Source organism: Qipengyuania sp. JB2-7, assembly GCF_055693485.1.
On record NZ_CM146335.1, the window covers coordinates 230,308 to 246,514 of the forward strand.

At 58.0% G+C, this 16,207-nt stretch carries 21 protein-coding genes; 13 read left to right on the top strand and 8 right to left on the bottom strand.

Annotated elements, in window-relative coordinates; translation table 11 throughout:
- Positions 1-17: 17 nt before the first annotated feature.
- Together ACZ1GM_RS01030 and ACZ1GM_RS01035 are read left to right on the top strand one after the other, a co-directional pair.
- Positions 18-803, top strand: coding sequence for a hypothetical protein (locus ACZ1GM_RS01030; RefSeq protein WP_472677365.1), 786 nt, complete (start codon positions 18-20; stop codon positions 801-803).
- Between the two features lie 65 nt (positions 804-868).
- Positions 869-1,297: a Dabb family protein gene (locus ACZ1GM_RS01035; protein WP_472677366.1), complete on the top strand. Its 429-nt coding sequence runs from the start codon at positions 869-871 to the stop codon at positions 1,295-1,297.
- Positions 1,298-1,327: 30 nt separating this feature from the next.
- Here the strand turns inward: ACZ1GM_RS01035 and ACZ1GM_RS01040 are convergent, their stop codons facing one another.
- Positions 1,328-1,672 (bottom strand): helix-turn-helix domain-containing protein, encoded by a 345-nt coding sequence (locus tag ACZ1GM_RS01040; protein WP_472677367.1) that lies wholly within the window; start codon positions 1,670-1,672, stop codon positions 1,328-1,330.
- 106 nt (positions 1,673-1,778) lie between these two features.
- Positions 1,779-2,468 carry a uracil-DNA glycosylase gene (ung, locus tag ACZ1GM_RS01045; protein ID WP_472677368.1) on the bottom strand — a complete coding sequence of 230 codons (690 nt, stop codon included), beginning with the start codon at positions 2,466-2,468 and terminating at the stop codon, positions 1,779-1,781.
- An 80-nt stretch (positions 2,469-2,548) separates the two neighbouring features.
- Here ung and ACZ1GM_RS01050 point away from each other — a divergent pair, with 80 nt between their 5' ends.
- From ACZ1GM_RS01050 to ACZ1GM_RS01060, 3 genes are read left to right on the top strand one after another with little or no spacing between them, the layout of a single operon-like run.
- A complete protein-coding gene (locus ACZ1GM_RS01050; protein ID WP_472677369.1) occupies positions 2,549-3,166 on the top strand; it encodes a ribonuclease D in 618 nt (205 codons plus the stop codon).
- A 25-nt stretch (positions 3,167-3,191) separates the two neighbouring features.
- Positions 3,192-3,884: an LPS export ABC transporter periplasmic protein LptC gene (locus ACZ1GM_RS01055; RefSeq protein WP_472677370.1), complete on the top strand. Its 693-nt coding sequence runs from the start codon at positions 3,192-3,194 to the stop codon at positions 3,882-3,884.
- Positions 3,881-4,459, top strand: coding sequence for an LptA/OstA family protein (locus ACZ1GM_RS01060; RefSeq protein WP_472677371.1), 579 nt, complete (start codon positions 3,881-3,883; stop codon positions 4,457-4,459). Before ACZ1GM_RS01055 ends, ACZ1GM_RS01060 begins: the two co-directional genes overlap by 4 nt.
- 301 nt (positions 4,460-4,760) lie before the next feature.
- Here ACZ1GM_RS01060 and ACZ1GM_RS01065 read toward each other — a convergent pair whose 3' ends face one another.
- From ACZ1GM_RS01065 to ACZ1GM_RS01080, 4 genes are all read right to left on the bottom strand, one after another.
- Positions 4,761-5,798, bottom strand: a complete 1,038-nt coding sequence (locus tag ACZ1GM_RS01065; protein ID WP_472677372.1) for a DNA polymerase III subunit delta — start codon at positions 5,796-5,798, stop codon at positions 4,761-4,763.
- A gap of 10 nt (positions 5,799-5,808) precedes the next feature.
- Positions 5,809-6,297, bottom strand: a complete 489-nt coding sequence (lptE, locus tag ACZ1GM_RS01070) for an LPS assembly lipoprotein LptE (RefSeq protein WP_472677373.1) — start codon at positions 6,295-6,297, stop codon at positions 5,809-5,811.
- Positions 6,297-8,984, bottom strand: a complete 2,688-nt coding sequence (leuS, locus tag ACZ1GM_RS01075) for a leucine--tRNA ligase (RefSeq protein ID WP_472677374.1) — start codon at positions 8,982-8,984, stop codon at positions 6,297-6,299. Before leuS ends, lptE begins: the two co-directional genes overlap by 1 nt.
- A gap of 80 nt (positions 8,985-9,064) precedes the next feature.
- Positions 9,065-9,502 carry a DUF3576 domain-containing protein gene (locus ACZ1GM_RS01080; protein ID WP_472677375.1) on the bottom strand — a complete coding sequence of 146 codons (438 nt, stop codon included), beginning with the start codon at positions 9,500-9,502 and terminating at the stop codon, positions 9,065-9,067.
- A 344-nt stretch (positions 9,503-9,846) separates the two neighbouring features.
- Between ACZ1GM_RS01080 and ACZ1GM_RS01085 the strand changes: the two genes are divergently transcribed.
- The 3 genes from ACZ1GM_RS01085 to phbB all read left to right on the top strand — a co-directional run bounded on the left by ACZ1GM_RS01085 (position 9,847) and on the right by phbB (position 11,501).
- Positions 9,847-10,137, top strand: coding sequence for a hypothetical protein (locus tag ACZ1GM_RS01085; RefSeq protein ID WP_472677376.1), 291 nt, complete (start codon positions 9,847-9,849; stop codon positions 10,135-10,137).
- Entirely contained in the window at positions 10,130-10,615 is a 486-nt protein-coding gene (locus ACZ1GM_RS01090) for a hypothetical protein (RefSeq protein ID WP_472677377.1), read from the top strand. The genes ACZ1GM_RS01085 and ACZ1GM_RS01090 overlap by 8 nt, the downstream gene beginning before the upstream one ends.
- A gap of 163 nt (positions 10,616-10,778) precedes the next feature.
- Positions 10,779-11,501: an acetoacetyl-CoA reductase gene (gene phbB, locus ACZ1GM_RS01095; protein WP_472677378.1), complete on the top strand. Its 723-nt coding sequence runs from the start codon at positions 10,779-10,781 to the stop codon at positions 11,499-11,501.
- A 32-nt stretch (positions 11,502-11,533) separates the two neighbouring features.
- On the opposite strand, the gene ACZ1GM_RS01100 is transcribed toward phbB, so the two are convergent.
- Complete coding sequence (locus ACZ1GM_RS01100; RefSeq protein WP_472677379.1) at positions 11,534-12,298, bottom strand: helix-turn-helix domain-containing protein; 765 nt, start codon at positions 12,296-12,298, stop codon at positions 11,534-11,536.
- Positions 12,299-12,378: 80 nt separating this feature from the next.
- Between ACZ1GM_RS01100 and ACZ1GM_RS01105 the strand changes: the two genes are divergently transcribed.
- From ACZ1GM_RS01105 to ACZ1GM_RS01120, 4 genes are all read left to right on the top strand, one after another.
- Positions 12,379-12,591, top strand: a complete 213-nt coding sequence (locus tag ACZ1GM_RS01105) for a TIGR03643 family protein (RefSeq protein WP_472677380.1) — start codon at positions 12,379-12,381, stop codon at positions 12,589-12,591.
- Between the two features lie 8 nt (positions 12,592-12,599).
- Positions 12,600-12,836: a ribbon-helix-helix domain-containing protein gene (locus tag ACZ1GM_RS01110; protein ID WP_472677381.1), complete on the top strand. Its 237-nt coding sequence runs from the start codon at positions 12,600-12,602 to the stop codon at positions 12,834-12,836.
- Between the two features lie 69 nt (positions 12,837-12,905).
- Positions 12,906-13,211, top strand: a complete 306-nt coding sequence (locus ACZ1GM_RS01115) for a PadR family transcriptional regulator (protein ID WP_472677382.1) — start codon at positions 12,906-12,908, stop codon at positions 13,209-13,211.
- A 324-nt stretch (positions 13,212-13,535) separates the two neighbouring features.
- Positions 13,536-13,772 (top strand): hypothetical protein, encoded by a 237-nt coding sequence (locus ACZ1GM_RS01120; RefSeq protein WP_472677383.1) that lies wholly within the window; start codon positions 13,536-13,538, stop codon positions 13,770-13,772.
- Positions 13,773-13,883: 111 nt separating this feature from the next.
- Here ACZ1GM_RS01120 and murA read toward each other — a convergent pair whose 3' ends face one another.
- Positions 13,884-15,167, bottom strand: a complete 1,284-nt coding sequence (murA, locus tag ACZ1GM_RS01125) for a UDP-N-acetylglucosamine 1-carboxyvinyltransferase (RefSeq protein WP_472677384.1) — start codon at positions 15,165-15,167, stop codon at positions 13,884-13,886.
- 130 nt (positions 15,168-15,297) lie between these two features.
- Between murA and galU the strand changes: the two genes are divergently transcribed.
- On the top strand, positions 15,298-16,179 hold the full coding sequence (gene galU / locus ACZ1GM_RS01130; protein ID WP_472677385.1) for a UTP--glucose-1-phosphate uridylyltransferase GalU: 882 nt from the start codon (positions 15,298-15,300) through the stop codon (positions 16,177-16,179).
- Positions 16,180-16,207: the final 28 nt, after the last annotated feature.

Consider the following 16,207-nt stretch of genomic DNA (forward strand, 5'->3'; position numbering starts at 1 on the left):
GCAAGCCAGTGCACGTGATGAAACGGGCGACTGCATTTGGCGGCGCAATCCTGCTTGCCGGATGTGCCTATTCGACCGCTGGGTTGGATGGAAAGCGCGGTCAAGCAAGTCAACCCGCGCCTTCAGACTCCGCCGCACGAGCGAGTCCGAACGGCCAGTTTATAGGGCGCTATGACGGTGGCGGTTTTGAAACCGCCATGGGCATGATCATCCGTGAAGATGGTACTTGGCAATGGGGATTGTCAGTCGGGTCGCTGGACTTGCGCGGCGCGGGTACGTGGGAGACGAGGGGTGAAGTGATCCATCTGACCTCTGATCCGAAGCCAGTACCGCCAGAGTTTCGTTTTATGTCAATTGAAGCACGGCCACCCGACGCTGAGGACGACAAGCTTGTCTATGTCACTCGGGAGAATGGCGAGCCGTTCACCTATGCCGAAGCGCGGATCGAATGCGCGAATGGCGCGCGCATCACCGAATTTGTCGCCGGCAGCAACGCCTATCTGGATGGATATGAGCCACCAGAATGCGATAAGATGACTGCCGTAACCGTCGAGCAAGGCATCCACAATGTGCGCTCGCCCAGAATTGATTTGCAGGAAGCGGGGTGGAAACCGGGTCAAATCCTGCGTTTTGAATTCGCAACGAATGACATCGGAGTCGCCGATATGACCGGAATGATGGGCGTACTGGACGATGGCATGTTGCGCTTTACCGGGGGCGCGGGCCTCAATGGCAATCCTCCGCCGGGATCGGGCGAGGTTGTGCTGGAACTGCGCAAGATACCGCCCCAAGCCAGCGAATAATCAGGCCTCGCGATTGGAAAAAGTCCTACGTTGTCAACTGCTGGAAGCCGGTCTATAAAGCGCTCATGAGAAACCTAATTATACCTGCCGTCCTGATCCTGTCCGCTTGTAGTGCCGCCAATAGCGCGGATGACGAACAGGCGAGCGTCGAAGCGCCTTCGGAAGCTACGGGCCCGCTGCTCACGCACTCTGTATTTTTCGAACTGAAAGATAACAGTCCAGAGGCGATTGAGGCGCTGGTCGACGGGACATACAAATATCTCGAGCCGCATGACGGGATCAGATATTTTTCGGCTGGGCCACGCCACACCGAATATCAGCGCGACGTGAATGACCTAACCTTCGACGTGGCGCTGACGATTGTGTTTGAAAACACAGACGCACAGGAAGCTTACCAAGAGACCGAACCCCATAAGCAATTCATTACTGAGCTGGGGGACAATTGGGAAAGCGTGCGCGTTTTCGATAGTCTGGCCGAGGCACCCGCCAAATAACTTGCCGCACACCGAAAGGTGCGCATCAAATCAAAGACCAAAAGTATCGGTGATACGCTCCAGCACGCTTTTGTGCCACGATGGGTTCGGCTTGCTTTGCGGCGCCTCAGGTTGCCGCGCGTCTAGCCGACTGCGCAATACGCTGGATATTTCCTGATCATCAAGCGAAACCGCCTTGGCCATTGCGCGGGCGAAACCAACAGTATGCACGCGGCTGGGCAGGCGTTCGAATGCCTCGGTTTCAATAGCGGTGATATAGTGAGACGATACTTTGGTCCGAGCGGCAATGTCCGCGACACTCAGGCCCGCATTCCGGCGTGCATCCGCCAGACGCTCGCCTATGCATAGGACTGCAGAACTGTTCTGACTTTCCATACGCCGTGCCCCAAAGGTTCCCGTTTAGAATCCCATAATCAGGATCGTTACGTAGAAATATCGAGACAGTGTTAACAAAGCCTATCCAGCTGTGACTCGCCTGATTCTAGGCGTTGACATCCCAGTCAATCGCGCCGCGACCATGCTGGTCAAGGAAGGCATTTGCCTGACTGAATGGCTTGCTGCCAAAGAAACCGCGATGCGCGGACAGCGGGCTGGGGTGCACGCTTTTCAGCACTGCGTGCCGCCCGTCCACTAAACTTGGGATTCGGCCCGCTTTCTTTTGTGCATGGCTGCCCCACAGCACAAAGACACTCGGCACATCACGTTCCGCCACAGCAGCTACCGCTGCATCCGTCACGGCGTCCCACCCTTTGCCAGCATGGCTACCGGCATTGCCCGCCTGCACTGTCAACGTGTTGTTGAGCAGCAGCACGCCCCGCTCAGCCCAAGCGGTCAGATCACCATGCCCCGGATGCGCAAGACCAAGGTCGTCATGAAGCTCCTTGAAGATATTCTGCAGGCTGGGCGGCGGCTTCACACCACGCGGCACAGAGAAACTGAGGCCCATTGCCTGCCCCGGCCCATGATAGGGGTCCTGACCTAGAATCACGACCTTCACCGCATCAAGCGGGGTGAGCTGAAGCGCCTTCAAACGCATACCGCGCGGCGGGTAAATGATCTTCCCGGCCTCCTCCTCAGCGCGCAACCACCCACCCAGTCGCCGCGCCTCCGGCGTTTTCAAAACCGGATCTAACGCGGGTTGCCAGCTATCTGGAATTGCATCGGTGGCCATCTGCGCAGGCTACGCCTGGCAGGACATGCCTTCCAGCGCCCCTTCCCCTCAATCCCCAATAGGATTAAGGGCATACTCCTATGACAGTGCATTTTCATGAAGAAGACCTGCCAGCAGGCGTCCTCGAAACGGGCGATCTTGCGGTAGATACCGAAACAATGGGCCTCATCACGCCGCGCGATCGGCTGTGCCTGGTCCAGATAAGCGACGGCAATGGTGATGAACATCTGGTCCGCTTCGGGCCCGATAGCACGTATGACGCGCCAAATTTGAAAGCGGTGCTGGCCGACCAGACACGTACAAAGCTGTATCACTACGCCCGGTTCGATCTTGCCGCGATTGAGCATTATCTGGGCGTGGTTGCCGCGCCAGTGTTCTGCACCAAGATCGCCAGCAAGCTCGTGCGCACATACACGGATCGGCATGGCCTGAAGAATTTGGTTGAGGAATTGCTGGGCGAAAGCATTTCCAAACAGCAACAGAGCAGCGACTGGGGCGGCCCGGACATCAGCGAAGCACAGCGTGACTACGCCGCGAGCGATGTGCGCTTTCTTCATCGAATGCGCGAAGAACTGATCAAACGCATGGAGCGCGAAGGCAGGCTGGAGATGGCCCAATCCTGTTTCGATTTTCTCCCGACGCGCGCACGTCTCGACCTTGCGGGTTGGGCAGAGCACGACATCTTCAGCCACTCATAAGGCAAGATAGCCCACAGCGATCATCATGACATATAAGAAGCGCAGGATTGAAACGGAGCAAGCGGCGGAAATGCGCAGCCAGCGCCAGCATTTCGCTGCGCCTGGCGGATCGCATGACAAGATTGTCCGCGTTCTTGCGCGAGCCTTGCCAATGGGTGTCGGGATCATCGCCGCACTGATGGTGATCACTCCGCTCAGCCCGCGCGGCGAAGTTAGCTTCCTGCTCGATCGCAACAAGGTTGCAGTGATCGATGAGCGGTTGCGCGTCGATAACGCCATGTATCGCGGGCAAGACAATACCGGTCGCCCCTTTTCGCTGACCGCCAGCGAAGCGGTGCAGCAATCCAGCGCCGAAGGGATTGTGCGCATGGACGATATGGCCGCCCGCCTGCTGCTTTCCGATGGACCTGCGCAATTGATTGCTGGCGCTGGCGCATACAGCATCGACGATGAGATTATGGACGTGATTGGACCCATGGAAATGGAGGCCGCCGATGGCTATCGCATGCTCGTGCGCGATGTTTCGGTCATGCTGAACACCAAACGTCTGGTCGGCGCAGATGGCGTGTCAGGCGCGATCCCGGCTGGGACTTTCTCTGCCAATCGGCTAGAGGTCGATATGGAAGAACGCACGATCTCACTGATTGGCAATGCCAAGCTGCGTATGACGCCGGGCGAACTCAGCATGCCCGGAAATTTGAGGATGCCCCGACGATGACAGCCGTGAAAGACCTAGTGAATATGTCCGGAAAATCCGCACTGGCCGGGTTTGCCCTGACTGCGGTGGCGCTGGGCGGCCTGAGCGGTTCGATGCAATTGAATGCTCAGGCAATCGCCGCGCACAATTCCAACGCGCCGGTGGATTTTGGCGCAGACCGGATCGAACTGCAGGACCGGCAAAACCGCATGGTGCTATCCGGTAATGTCCAGATCAGGCAGGCAGGCTTGACCATGAATGCGGCGCGGACGCTGGTGAATTATTCCGACGCCGGCAGTCTGCAAATTCAACGCGTTACGGCCACTGGCGGCGTACGGGTTCAGCGCGGGAACGAATCCGCAGCAGGCGATGTCGCAGTGTACGATTTCAACCGGCGGATCATCACCATGTCAGGCAATGTCCGCCTGCGCCGTAGCGGCGATACGCTCAATGGCGGACGCCTGGTCATTGACCTCGCCAGCGGCGTTTCCAGCGTGGATGGCCGCCCAAGCGGTTCGTCGGGTGTCAGCGGTGTCGAAGGCGCGTCAACCAATGATAGCGGCCGTGTGACGGGCACGTTTTCAGTGCCTGAGTGACATTGAGCCACATGCGACTTATCTGACCCGCAAACCGCCTTTGCCTAAGGATTTGGGCCGGACGATCCGGGTGGATGTCCTCAAGTGGCGAAGCGATAGGACACAAAACATGTGGAGGGTGCGGGTAGCTCTGGCACCGGATCTAATGATTGCCGTTCTGAGCTGTCTCAAAATTCAGATGATGAGGAGCCGAAAAACTTGGACTTTCGAGAACCGGCGCGCAGCGTACCTTTTAGTACGTGAGCACCGGAAGCGCGAAAGACTGTGTTTTGCAGGCCCTCAGGGCTGGATTATGAACAGCTCAGCGCCCAGCACTCCGCGCAATCCGGGCAAGCCCCTGCGCCAGTAGCATCTCCGCTGACTGACTGTTGGTCAGCAATTCGCGATGCATTTCGGTCAGGCGTAAGGTCAACAAATCAAGCCGTTTACCCCGCCAATGCCGCGCCTGCGCTCTGATCTCACGCTCTTCGCGGAAGAATATGCCAAGTTGCGCCTTTTCACCCTTGCCCAGACGGTCAAACGATCCGCGCGGGCCGAGCTTTGCTGAAATACGCGCCAACTGCGCCGCGCGCCGTTCGACCGCAAGCAGCACGCCGACCGGATTCAGCGCCATATCCTTCATCCGCTTAATCTCGCCCGGCAGTTTCGCCGTGTCACCCGACAATACAGCGTTGACGAGCGGCATCAGGCCATCCTCGTCGCTGGTCGCGCCAATCATATCGAGGTCATCACCCGTCGCGCGTTTTGGTGACTGCTGATGCGCATCAAGATAGACGGATAACTTCTCAACCTCACTACCCGCCAACCGCACATCGAGGTTCGCTCCGCGTGCGATTCGCTCCGCCAGATCAACGGACAATTGCACGCCCGCCGCGTCGCCCATCTTGCGCACTGCTTGCGTCACTGATGAAAGGTCCGGCGGATAGAACATCGCCACCAATGCATCCTTGCGTTTTTCCAGCAATTTGGCCGTACGCGATTTATCCGTCGCCGACGTCGCGACGATCACCACCGGGCAGGCATCGCCGCCGCCCGCTTCGCCTGTTTCAATCAGGGTCCGCAGCGCCTCATGCGCTTCATCACCGTTAACACGGGAAAAGATATGGCGCGTACCGCCGAACAGCGAATTCGAGCGTGCTTCATCGCCGAGCTTGGCCGGGTCTGCGCGCAGTTCCGCACCGGGTATCTCGACCTTCTCACCCGGTTCAGGGAGCATGGCGATCAGATCGCGTGCCGCCGCCGAGGCACCAGCCTCGTCCTGTCCGCAAAAGAAGAAAATCTGGCAACTCGCCGCCGCATCGCGCGCCTTGCCGGGAAATGTGCTGTTGGTGAGCTTCATTTCTGCCCATCTATTCTTGCGTACGCAGCACGAGCGCAACGCGGGTCAGCATCCGATCCGCGAGATCAAGCGAAAGGTTTTCCAGCGCACGTTGTTCCGCTGCAATCGTCGCATACTCGCTGGAAACAACATCGATCCCGGCGTCGCTCGCAGCAGTCGCATCCAGCAGGATGGAGCCGGTCGCAATATCGACCAATTGATAGCGGGCCCGCAATGTCCGGCGCTCGCGCGCAATCGTATCATCGCCCAAAACGCCCAGCCCCTGAAGCTCATCATCAAGCCGTACATCAAGGCGGTATTTTGGAGCGACTTCACCCGCCACGCCTAGCCTGTCGGTCAGAGCATTGCGCACCAGCCAGCCTGCGCGGCCCGGAATAGAAGGTACGTCAATCGCCGCAAGGTTCTGCGCCACTGCACCTTGCGCACCGCTGGAATAAAGCGGCTGAAGCGAACAGCCGGATAGAGCGATCAGGGCAAGAGAGGCGATAAGCGAACGCATCAGGTCACAATATTGACCAAGCGATCGGGAACGACAATCACTTTACGCACTTCTGCCCCATCAATGGACCGCTGCACCTTTTCGCTGGCGAGCGCCATTTCTTCGAGCACGTCTTTCGCGGCACCTTTGGGCGCGGTCAGCGTATCGCGCAATTTGCCCTTATGCTGAACCGCGATGGTCACTTCATCTTCGACCAGCAGGCTTTCATCGACGGTGGGCCAAGCGGCTTCGGCGAGCAGCCCTGTTTGGCCCATCCGCTCCCACGCTTCCTCCGCGATATGCGGCATCATGGGTGAGGCCATTTGCACCAATGCCTTGATCGCAGCACTGCGGCTTGCGCTGGCTTGCGCCTTTTCAATCGCGCTGGTGAGTTCATACAGCCGCGCCACCGCCTTGTTGAACGCGAGCGCCTCAATATCCTGAGCAACTGCGGCAATCGTCTGATGCGTCTTGCGATCAAGCGCCTTGTCCTCGCCGCTCGCATCCGCTTCATACGCACCGACCAGACGCCAGAGGCGGTTCACATAGCGCCAGCAGCCTTCGATCCCCGCCTCTGACCAAGGCAGATCCCGCTCCGGCGGGCTGTCCGACAGCATGAACCAGCGCACGGCGTCAGCACCATATTTGTCGATGATTTCATCGGGGTCTACAACGTTCTTCTTCGACTTGGACATCTTCTCAACGCGACCGCGCTCAACAGATTGGATCAAGACATCCGAGGTGCTGCCAAATTCCTGATCAAGCCCAGGTGCGGTTACAGTCGCGTTAGGGCCACGCTCCACTTCGTTTGGCGAAAGCCATCGAGTTGAGCGGATGTATTTTTCCGGATATCTTTCGAAGGCTTCCTTTTTTGAAATCTCTCCGTGAAAAATCCGATTCATCAATCCGGCATCACTGCTGGTTTGAAGAGATTGCAACTTCGCAAAGTACGTCTCATGCGTCACCATCCCCTGCGTAAACAGGCTGGCGAAGGGTTCAGCAAAACCCAAATGCCCGATCCGCTGCAGAGCGCGGTTCCAAAACCGGGCATAGAGCAGGTGCAGGATCGCATGCTCAATCCCGCCAATATATTGCTCCACCGGCAGCCATTTGGCGACTTCTTCCGTATCGAAGGGCTTGTCATCGGGCTGGCTGGCAAAGCGCAGGAAATACCACGAGCTGTTGGTGAAAGTATCGAGCGTGTCAGTCTCGCGGCGCGCAGGCCCACCGCATTTGGGGCAAGTGGTCTTTGACCAAGTCGGATGCCGCTCCAGCGGATTGCCCGGCGTCGAGAAATCGACATCCTCCGGCAATTCGACCGGTAGCTGATCCTTGGGCACCGGCACAACGCCACATATGCAGCCCTCATTCTCGCATTCGCAATGAATGAAGGGGATCGGCGTGCCCCAATAGCGTTGCCGGGACACGCCCCAATCACGCAGCCGCCAGACAGTCTGGCCCTGGCCCCAGCTTTCGGCCTCAGCACGCGCCACAATCGCCGCCTTCGCCGCCTCGACGTCCATGCTATCGAGGAAGTCGGAATTTACCAGCACGCCATCGCCGGGTTCTGCACCATCGGTAAACGGCGCATCCTTGTCTTCAGGCTTTGCCGCCACAACGCGCGTGATCGGCAGGCCATATTTGGTCGCAAATTCAAAGTCGCGCTGGTCATGGCCGGGCACGCCCATCACCGCGCCCGTGCCATAATCCATCAGCACGAAATTCGCGATATAGACGGGCAGGTCGGCACCCGTGATCGGGTGCTTGGCCGTGATGCCAGTCAGGTAACCGTGCTTCTCCGCCGTCTCGATCTCCGCCGCGGTGGTGCCGCCGCGTTTGCATTCCTCGATGAAGGCCTGTGCCTCTGCGCTGTCCTTTGCGGCGGCCTGCGCCACCGGATGATCGGCGGCCACGGCCAGAAAGCTCGCGCCAAAAATCGTATCTGGCCGCGTGGAGTAAACCTCGATCCGGCCTCCGTCACTCAACGCAAAGGCGATCTGTAGCCCGGTACTTTTGCCGATCCAGTTCTCCTGCATCAGGCGGACTTTTTCAGGCCAGCCATCCAGCTCGCCCAGCCCATCGAGCAGATCCTCGGCAAAATCGGTGATTTTCAGAAACCACTGATTAAGCTTGCGTTTTTCAACCTCTGCGCCCGATCGCCAGCCCTTGCCGTCAATCACCTGCTCATTGGCGAGCACGGTCATATCAACCGGGTCCCAGTTGACCTCGCTTTCCTTGCGATAGACCAACCCCGCCTCATACATGTCGAGGAACAGGGCCTGTTCGTGCCCGTAATATTCCGGGTCGCAGGTCGCAAATTCGCGCGTCCAGTCTAGCGCAAAGCCCAGCCGTTTCAGCTGCGCTTTCATGTGTTCGATATTGTCGCGGGTCCATCCGCCGGGATGTACGCCCTTTTCCATCGCGGCATTTTCCGCCGGCATCCCGAAAGCGTCCCACCCCATGGGGTGCAGTACCTCGTGCCCAATCATTTTCTTGTACCGCGCCAGCACATCGCCCATCGTGTAATTGCGCACATGCCCGATATGGATGCGCCCCGATGGATAGGGGAACATCTCGAGGATGTAGCTTTTGGGTTTGGGCGAGTTGCTATCCGCGTGGAATGTGGCCGCATCTTCCCACGCGGCTTGCCAGCGTCCGTCAGCGCGTGATGGATCGAATTGGGCCGGATCGAATTCGTGATCGCTCATACGCGCACCTGTGACGTGAAACGCCCGGAATTAAAAGACTATTAAACGAGTTTCGGGCTGCAGCCTGAGTGTTGTTGAGATCACCCTGCGACGGTCTGACGGCGCAGCTCGCGTGCTTTGGTCAAAATGATGTCTTCCAGCTTTTGCACAGTCGCGGCCTGAACCGGTGCCTCTACCCACGTGCCGCTCTGCGAAACTTGGCGGCTAGCGGCTACACGCAACGCATCCGCACGCAAGTCGGTATCCAGAATGGTCACCGTCATCTTGACCCGCTCACCCGGATTGCTGGGGTTCGCATACCAGTCTGTCACGATAACGCCGCCAGCGCTATCTGCCTGAAGCAAAGGCGCAAAGCTCACCGTCTCAAGCGCCGCACGCCAAAGATAGGAATTCACGCCGATAGTGTTGACCTGTGCCGCAGCGAGATCGGCATCGGGGCGTTCCTGCCCACCACAGGCGGCGAGCGATGCGCAAGCCGCAACAGTCAGAACAGTGCGGGCGGAAAAGAGAGACGTCATGGTAGTCCTTATCGAATGCGTAAGATCACCCTATAGCTTACCGCGCAGGCGGAGCAAGAGACGCGCGAGTTTGAGCCGGGCTCATCCACGTGCGTGATTGCTCATACGCAAAATTAGGGTGAACTGTCAGTGAATTGCAGTTCCCGACCATCTAATGTCCGGACACATGTGTGCGACTCGCCACACTTGTCACAAAACAACAAAATTTATTGTCGATTGATTCGATCACAGCGCGACGTTGCGCTAGTGTAACCCGAATCGGGGCTTTCGCGTATTGACATTTAAGCGTCTGTTCAGGGCGAATGAGTTTCAAGACGACGAGAGAAAGTGAGAGGACTGGGCACGTGGCTAAACGCCAGAACACAGACAGCAAGAAGCGGGTAATACCCGCGCTGCTTGCCTGTGCCGGCGCAGTCGCTCTTGCACCAACGGCGGTTTTGGCGGTCGACTCCATTGCTTCGGTCGATGATCAGGCGGCGCAAACACGCTTCCTTCCGTTCACTCCGGCCAATCTCGACCCATCCATTGTTCGTGAAGTTGCCGAAACGCTGGGCGCAGATGCCTTGCGCTTCACACCGTACCGCTCGGCCGACCAAGCCAGCGCGCACGGTCACCATGGCTGTCCGCGTGGATGACGCCACAGCACGTGCCATTTCGGTCCGTAATGCGGGCAGTGCTGCTGCCGCTGCTCCGGGTGTTGGCACCAGCATCACTGCAATCGCGCCGACGCGTTACAACCTTGGCATTGCCAAGGGGTATCAGGGTTTTGCCGCACCAGCGCCCAAGGCGCTCGCTTTGCCCAGCGGCATTCGTGACATCGCGATGCCCGACCTGTCAGAGTATCGGGCTGATACGGGCGGCGCGGCTGACAAGCCCAGCCGTTTCCAGTCGCGCATCGCGCTTGAGAACGAAACCAATGCAGGCAGTTCGCCCCGCACACTTGATGGCGCCGGGGTCCGCAGCGTGGATGTTGGCGGATCTTACCGCGTGACCGGCAATCTCAACGTGACGGCTGGTGTACGGTTGTCTTCGGAGCGTGATCGGATTGATCCGCTGACCGATGGGCTTGACGATAGTCAGGCCGTTTATGTTGGAACGCAGTTTAAGTTCTGAACCTGCGCCCCTGCGCGGGATCGCCTCACACCTCTTCTTTATTCTGACGAAGCATTATCTCGCGCCTTGCTACGCTGTGCTGCGCGAAATCACCTATCCCTGATACTCGCAACCGCCTAAAGTCGGGTTGACGTTACGGTAATCGGGCATTGGGAGGTAGTGTATGGGCAAAGTAGCAATCGTCACCGGCGGCACCCGCGGCATTGGAGAAGCCATCTGCAAGCGCCTGCAACGCCAAGGCCACATCGTCATCGCCAACTATGGTGGGAATGATGAAAGTGCGCAGAAGTTCACCGAGGCAACCGGCATCCCCTCAATGAAATGGGATGTCGGCGATCACGAAGCCTGCCTTGAAGGTTGTGCGAAGGTCGCGGAAGAGCACGGCCCTGTCGATATCGTCGTGAACAATGCCGGGATCACTCGCGACGGCACCTTGCACAAGATGAGCTATGACGATTGGGATGACGTAATGCGCGTAAACCTGGGCGGTTGCTTCAATATGGCAAAGGCGACCTTTCCCGGCATGCGCGAACGCAAATGGGGCCGCATCGTCAATATCGGCTCAATCAATGGGCAGGCCGGCCAGTACGGTCAGGTCAACTATGCCGCCGCCAAGTCGGGCATCCATGGCTTCACCAAGGCTCTGGCGCAAGAAGGCGCGCGCTTCGGCGTGACGGTCAACGCGATCGCGCCAGGGTATATCGACACGGATATGGTCGCCGCGGTGCCAGAACAGGTGCTGGAGAAGATCGTCTCCGGCATTCCCGTCTACCGCCTTGGTCAGGCCGAGGAAATCGCACGCGGCGTGACATTTTTCACGTCAGAAAACGGTGCCTTCACCACCGGCTCGACCATGAGCATCAATGGCGGCCAGCATATGTATTGATCCAATCGACCGACCGCCACATGCAGAGAAGGTTAGCGGATCAAATAACCGACCACCTTCAGATCGCCGCCTTCACGCTCCAGCGAGACAGTTTCAATCGCACCTTTTGCGGCGGCAAAATCTGTCCGGAATTGCACGTTGAAAACGCCAGTATTTGCACCCGAAAGCTGCTGAAAACCGATCGCTTCCCTGCTTTCAACCGCGCCTAGTGGATTGCGTACAGGGGTTGCAGCATTGGCCCAGTCAGCGGCAGAAATTGCATCTCTGAAGTTAGTAGAAGCGGCTTTGTGAGTCCCCGCCCAGTCACCTGTATCAGCCAAAGCCAGCCAATCACGCGCAGCTATTTCCATGGCGGCATCCTGAGCGGAAACAACAGAGGCGCTGGGCTCAACGGGCTTCTGGGGGACTTCAGCTGAAGTCATAGCGAAAAAGGTAACAATCAGAGACATAACGAATACTCCTCCAACAATCAGGGTAACAATTCGGCCCCGATCCTGACCGCCAACGCGGCGATCACTCAATGGGTTGAAGGTATCGGTGACGACGCCGAAAACCGCATCCCCTAAAGGCTTGTGTACAACAGATTTGGGGTCAGCAGCCTCTGCGTTGGCAAGCATTCGCGCTGCTTCACGACTACTCGAAACGCCAAGCTTGCGGCGTGAATTGCGCAGCCGCTCATTGACCGTATGCACTGACAAATCGAGGTGCGCGGCCATCGACTTCGCATCATAGCCAGCCAAAAGCAGGCGCAGAGTGTCCTTTTCTTTGTCAGTCAGCGTGGTCAGAAGATCGGACATGAGCATCTTGTAGCTACAACCTAATCGTGGGCCACCCCAAATTTTTTGTGGTATCGAGACTTTGCAATTAGAGAGCTGGCATGAGTGGCGCACGATTGAACGAAACCGATATCAGCGCGATCATCGAAATGGCGCTGTCCGATCATGTGAGCTTTGCCGATATTGAGCAACAATTCGGGCTTTCCGAGGCTCAGACGAAAGTGGTGATGCGCGATAATCTCAAACCCTCCAGCTATCGCACATGGCGCAAACGCGTGCGGACGTTCAGCGACCGGCGCGAGCACTATAAGTGAGCGCGGACGTGTCTGACCCCGCGCCGCCTTATCACCCTCCGGTCAAGCGCTCAGTTCAGATCGCCGGGCACAAGACCAGCATTTCTCTGGAGCCGATATTCTGGGACATGCTGCGCGCTGCGGCAGAGGCAGAGGGCGTTCCCATTAACGCTATCGTTGCGCGCATTGATGCGGAACGGATCAAGGCGGGCACCCCGCCCGGCTTAGCCAGTGCCATCAGGGTCTGGTTGGTCGCTCGACGCTGAGTAACTGCTCACCACAGCGCTTATTCATTAAGGCTTGACTCATAACTCTACATATGTAGACTATGAACTATGCCACGCTTACCTCATATATCTCGTCAGGCTGCGCAGCTCTTTGCGGTCCTGCTGGAACGGCCCGACACGTGGCGGCATGGTTATGAACTGATGCAGGCGACGTCGCTCAAATCAGGCTCACTATACCCACTACTTATTCGTCTGTCGGATGACGGAATGCTGGACGCTCGTTGGGAAACCGACGCCAACAGCGGTAGGCCCCGGCGCGAATACCGGCTGAATGCAGCAGGCAAATCGCTGGCTACTGAAAGAGTTTCTCGCTTCGCCGCGCGCGAGGCTAACAAGAAGCCGTCGCTATCATGAAAGTTCCGATCATCTTGCTCGCACTCGCGCGGTCATTCGCCCCGGTAAAAAGACGGGAATGGCTCGTTGCGATGGCTCATGAGCTGCATCACGTTCCGAAGGAAGAACGGTTTTCGTTCACCCTCGGATGCCTCACCACTTCGATACAGCAAAGGATTCAAACCATGACTAACTTACCGCCCTTGCGCATTATTCCAGGTTTGCTTGTAGCCGCATTTCTATCTGTTTTGTGCTTGGGGAATGGGGTTATCTTAATCGCAGAGGCGCCGGTCATCGGGGCTCTTTTGCTGTCGTACCGCAGTCCTCTGGTTGGGTGTCTATGGCGTGGTGAGTGCGCAGGAAAACGATCGGCTGGCAAAACTCGCGATTGCGGGCATCGCTTTTTACGGCGCGGTAGGACTTGCGAGCCTCGCTAGCTTGCCGGCATTCTCTGACAACGCCGAAATGTTTGGGGCGCTTTCGATAGAAGGGATCGCGCTGTGCGCTGCGGTGCTCGCGGTCTCTCGCATCCCGTTTTTCTGGACTCTGGCAGATACAGGCAAGGCGCAAAATTTCGGCTAGGCTACGGCGAAAATCGTGATGATACGAAACCCGACGCGCAGCGATCTTCAGGGATCGTGAGCATTGGAAGTTCGGATTATCGCGATTTGCAGCCAAGCATAGTCGGAATTGTTAATCGTCCCCAACGCGCTCGATATTGGCACCAACCAGCTGCAATTTCTCTTCCAGCCGCTCATATCCGCGATCGAGGTGGTAAATGCGCCGAACCTGCGTTTCGCCCTCAGCAGCAAGCGCCGCGATAATCAGGCTCATCGACGCACGCAAATCGGTTGCCATCACTTCCGCACCGGTCAGCGTATCGACGCCTTTGACCACCGCCGTGCGGCCTTCGGTTTCGATCTCTGCCCCCATCCGCGACAGCTCGGGCACATGCATAAAGCGGTTTTCGAAGATCGTCTCTTTCAGCACACTGGTGCCGTCTGCCTTGCACAGCAGGCTCATCAACTGCGCCTGCATATCTGTGGCGAGGCCGGGATAGGGTGCCGTCGTCAGATTGGTGGGTCTTAGCGCACCGTTTGCTGCGATCCGCACGCCTTCCTTGCTGCTCTCGATAGTACAGCCGATCTCTTCCAGTGCTGTCAATGTCGCCTGCATCTCGTCTGCATTTGCCCCCGCCAGCATGACATCACCGCCAGTGATCGCCGCCGCGCAGGCATAGGATCCCGCTTCGATCCGATCAGCCATTACGCGGTGCGTCGCGCCATGCAGACGCGGGCGGCCATGAATGGTGAGATCAGACGTGCCGATCCCCTCAATCTCTGCCCCCATCGCCACCAGCAGATTGCACAGATCGACAATCTCCGGCTCACGCGCGGCCCCCGACAAATGGCTTGTCCCCTTCGCCAGCGCCGCCGCCATCACCGCATTTTCAGTGGCACCGACCGACACAACCGGAAAGTCATAATCGCCGCCGGGCAATCCGCCATCCGGCGCAATGGCTTTCACATAGCCCTGCGCCAGCTCGATCTCAGCGCCCAGCGCCTCCAGCGCTTTCAGATGCAGATCAATCGGGCGGTTACCAATCGCGCAGCCACCCGGCAGCGATACCGTCGCCTCGCCCATCCGCGCCAGCATCGGCCCGAGCACCAGAATGGAGGCGCGCATTTTGCGGACCAGATCATAGGGCGCAACCGTTGAGGTAATCCGCGTCGCCTCAAAACTCATCACCCTGCCAAAATCCTCTGGCCGCGTGCCCTGCACTACAGAGGTGACGCCAAACTGATTCATCAAATGCTGGAAGCCGTCGATATCTGCCAGACGCGGCAGATTGCGCAACGTCACGGGCTCTTCAGTCAATAAAGCGCAGGGTATCAGCGTCAAAGCCGAGTTTTTTGCGCCAGAAATCGGGAGTGTACCGGTCAGCCGATTGCCGCCGCGAATGATTAGCTTATCCATAAGTCACCCCCCTTAAACTTTTCGCCGCTAGGCGCAAATCTCACCCATGTCGGTTTGGGCGGAAACATCCTATGCACACCTCGTCTGAATGTGGCATAGATGAGTGAAATCAAAGAGTAAGATCCCCATCATGAGCACACATAAACCAATTAAAAAAGCCGTCTTTCCTGTGGCGGGCCTTGGCACACGCTTTCTGCCCGCGACCAAGGCGATCCCCAAGGAATTGCTGCCAATCGTGGACCGCCCGTTGATCCAATATGCGGTGGATGAGGCGCGCGAGGCAGGGATCGAGCAAATGATCTTTGTCACCGGACGCGGGAAAACCGCCATCGTTGAACACTTCGATGTGGCCTATGAGCTTGAAAGCACGATGAGCGAGCGCGGCAAAAATATGACCGTGCTGGAGCCGACCCGCGCAACACCGGGCGACATCATCACTGTGCGCCAACAGGTTCCGATGGGTCTGGGTCACGCGATCTGGTGCGCGCGCGCGATTGTAGGGGATGAGCCGTTCGCGATCTTCCTGCCTGACGAACTGATGGTCGCAAACAAAGGCGGCACTGGCTGCATGAAGCAGATGGTTGATGCGTATAACGAAGTCGGCGGGAACCTGATCAGCGTGCTCGAAGTGCCGCGTTCCGAAGTGTCCAGCTATGGCGTGATCAAGCCAGGCGCCGAAAAGGGCGCGCTGACCGAAGTTACCGGACTGGTTGAAAAGCCCCCGGTCGAGGAAGCACCATCAAACAAGATCGTGTCGGGCCGCTACATCCTGCAACCCGAAGTGATGCGGACGCTGGAAAATCAGGGCAAAGGCGCAGGCGGTGAAATTCAGCTCACCGATGCGATGGCCAAGATGATTGGCGATCAGGCGTTCCACGCGGTTACCTTTGCCGGGCGGCGGTTCGATTGCGGCAGCAAGCTGGGCTTTGTCGAGGCGACACTGGCACTGGCGCTGGAACGCGATGATATGGGCGATGAAGTGCGCGAAATGGCGCAGCGATTGCTCAAATAAGAAAACTCCCGGACAGGCATGAGCCCAT

Bases quoted from the DNA above. Each gene is read 5' to 3' on its own strand.
- ACZ1GM_RS01115 (WP_472677382.1), top strand. From the start codon at position 12,906: ATGCCACGCTTACCTCATATATCTCGTCAGGCTGCGCAGCTCTTTGCG.
- murA (WP_472677384.1), bottom strand. From the start codon at position 15,167: ATGGATAAGCTAATCATTCGCGGCGGCAATCGGCTGACCGGTACACTC.
- ACZ1GM_RS01065 (WP_472677372.1), bottom strand. From the start codon at position 5,798: ATGAAGCTCACCAACAGCACATTTCCCGGCAAGGCGCGCGATGCGGCG.
- ACZ1GM_RS01035 (WP_472677366.1), top strand. From the start codon at position 869: ATGAGAAACCTAATTATACCTGCCGTCCTGATCCTGTCCGCTTGTAGT.
- ung (WP_472677368.1), bottom strand. From the start codon at position 2,468: ATGGCCACCGATGCAATTCCAGATAGCTGGCAACCCGCGTTAGATCCG.
- ACZ1GM_RS01030 (WP_472677365.1), top strand. From the start codon at position 18: ATGAAACGGGCGACTGCATTTGGCGGCGCAATCCTGCTTGCCGGATGT.
- ACZ1GM_RS01100 (WP_472677379.1), bottom strand. From the start codon at position 12,298: ATGTCCGATCTTCTGACCACGCTGACTGACAAAGAAAAGGACACTCTG.
- ACZ1GM_RS01105 (WP_472677380.1), top strand. From the start codon at position 12,379: ATGAGTGGCGCACGATTGAACGAAACCGATATCAGCGCGATCATCGAA.
- ACZ1GM_RS01080 (WP_472677375.1), bottom strand. From the start codon at position 9,502: ATGACGTCTCTCTTTTCCGCCCGCACTGTTCTGACTGTTGCGGCTTGC.
- phbB (WP_472677378.1), top strand. From the start codon at position 10,779: ATGGGCAAAGTAGCAATCGTCACCGGCGGCACCCGCGGCATTGGAGAA.
- ACZ1GM_RS01055 (WP_472677370.1), top strand. From the start codon at position 3,192: ATGACATATAAGAAGCGCAGGATTGAAACGGAGCAAGCGGCGGAAATG.
- leuS (WP_472677374.1), bottom strand. From the start codon at position 8,984: ATGAGCGATCACGAATTCGATCCGGCCCAATTCGATCCATCACGCGCT.
- ACZ1GM_RS01050 (WP_472677369.1), top strand. From the start codon at position 2,549: ATGACAGTGCATTTTCATGAAGAAGACCTGCCAGCAGGCGTCCTCGAA.
- ACZ1GM_RS01060 (WP_472677371.1), top strand. From the start codon at position 3,881: ATGACAGCCGTGAAAGACCTAGTGAATATGTCCGGAAAATCCGCACTG.
- galU (WP_472677385.1), top strand. From the start codon at position 15,298: ATGAGCACACATAAACCAATTAAAAAAGCCGTCTTTCCTGTGGCGGGC.
- ACZ1GM_RS01040 (WP_472677367.1), bottom strand. From the start codon at position 1,672: ATGGAAAGTCAGAACAGTTCTGCAGTCCTATGCATAGGCGAGCGTCTG.
- lptE (WP_472677373.1), bottom strand. From the start codon at position 6,297: ATGCGTTCGCTTATCGCCTCTCTTGCCCTGATCGCTCTATCCGGCTGT.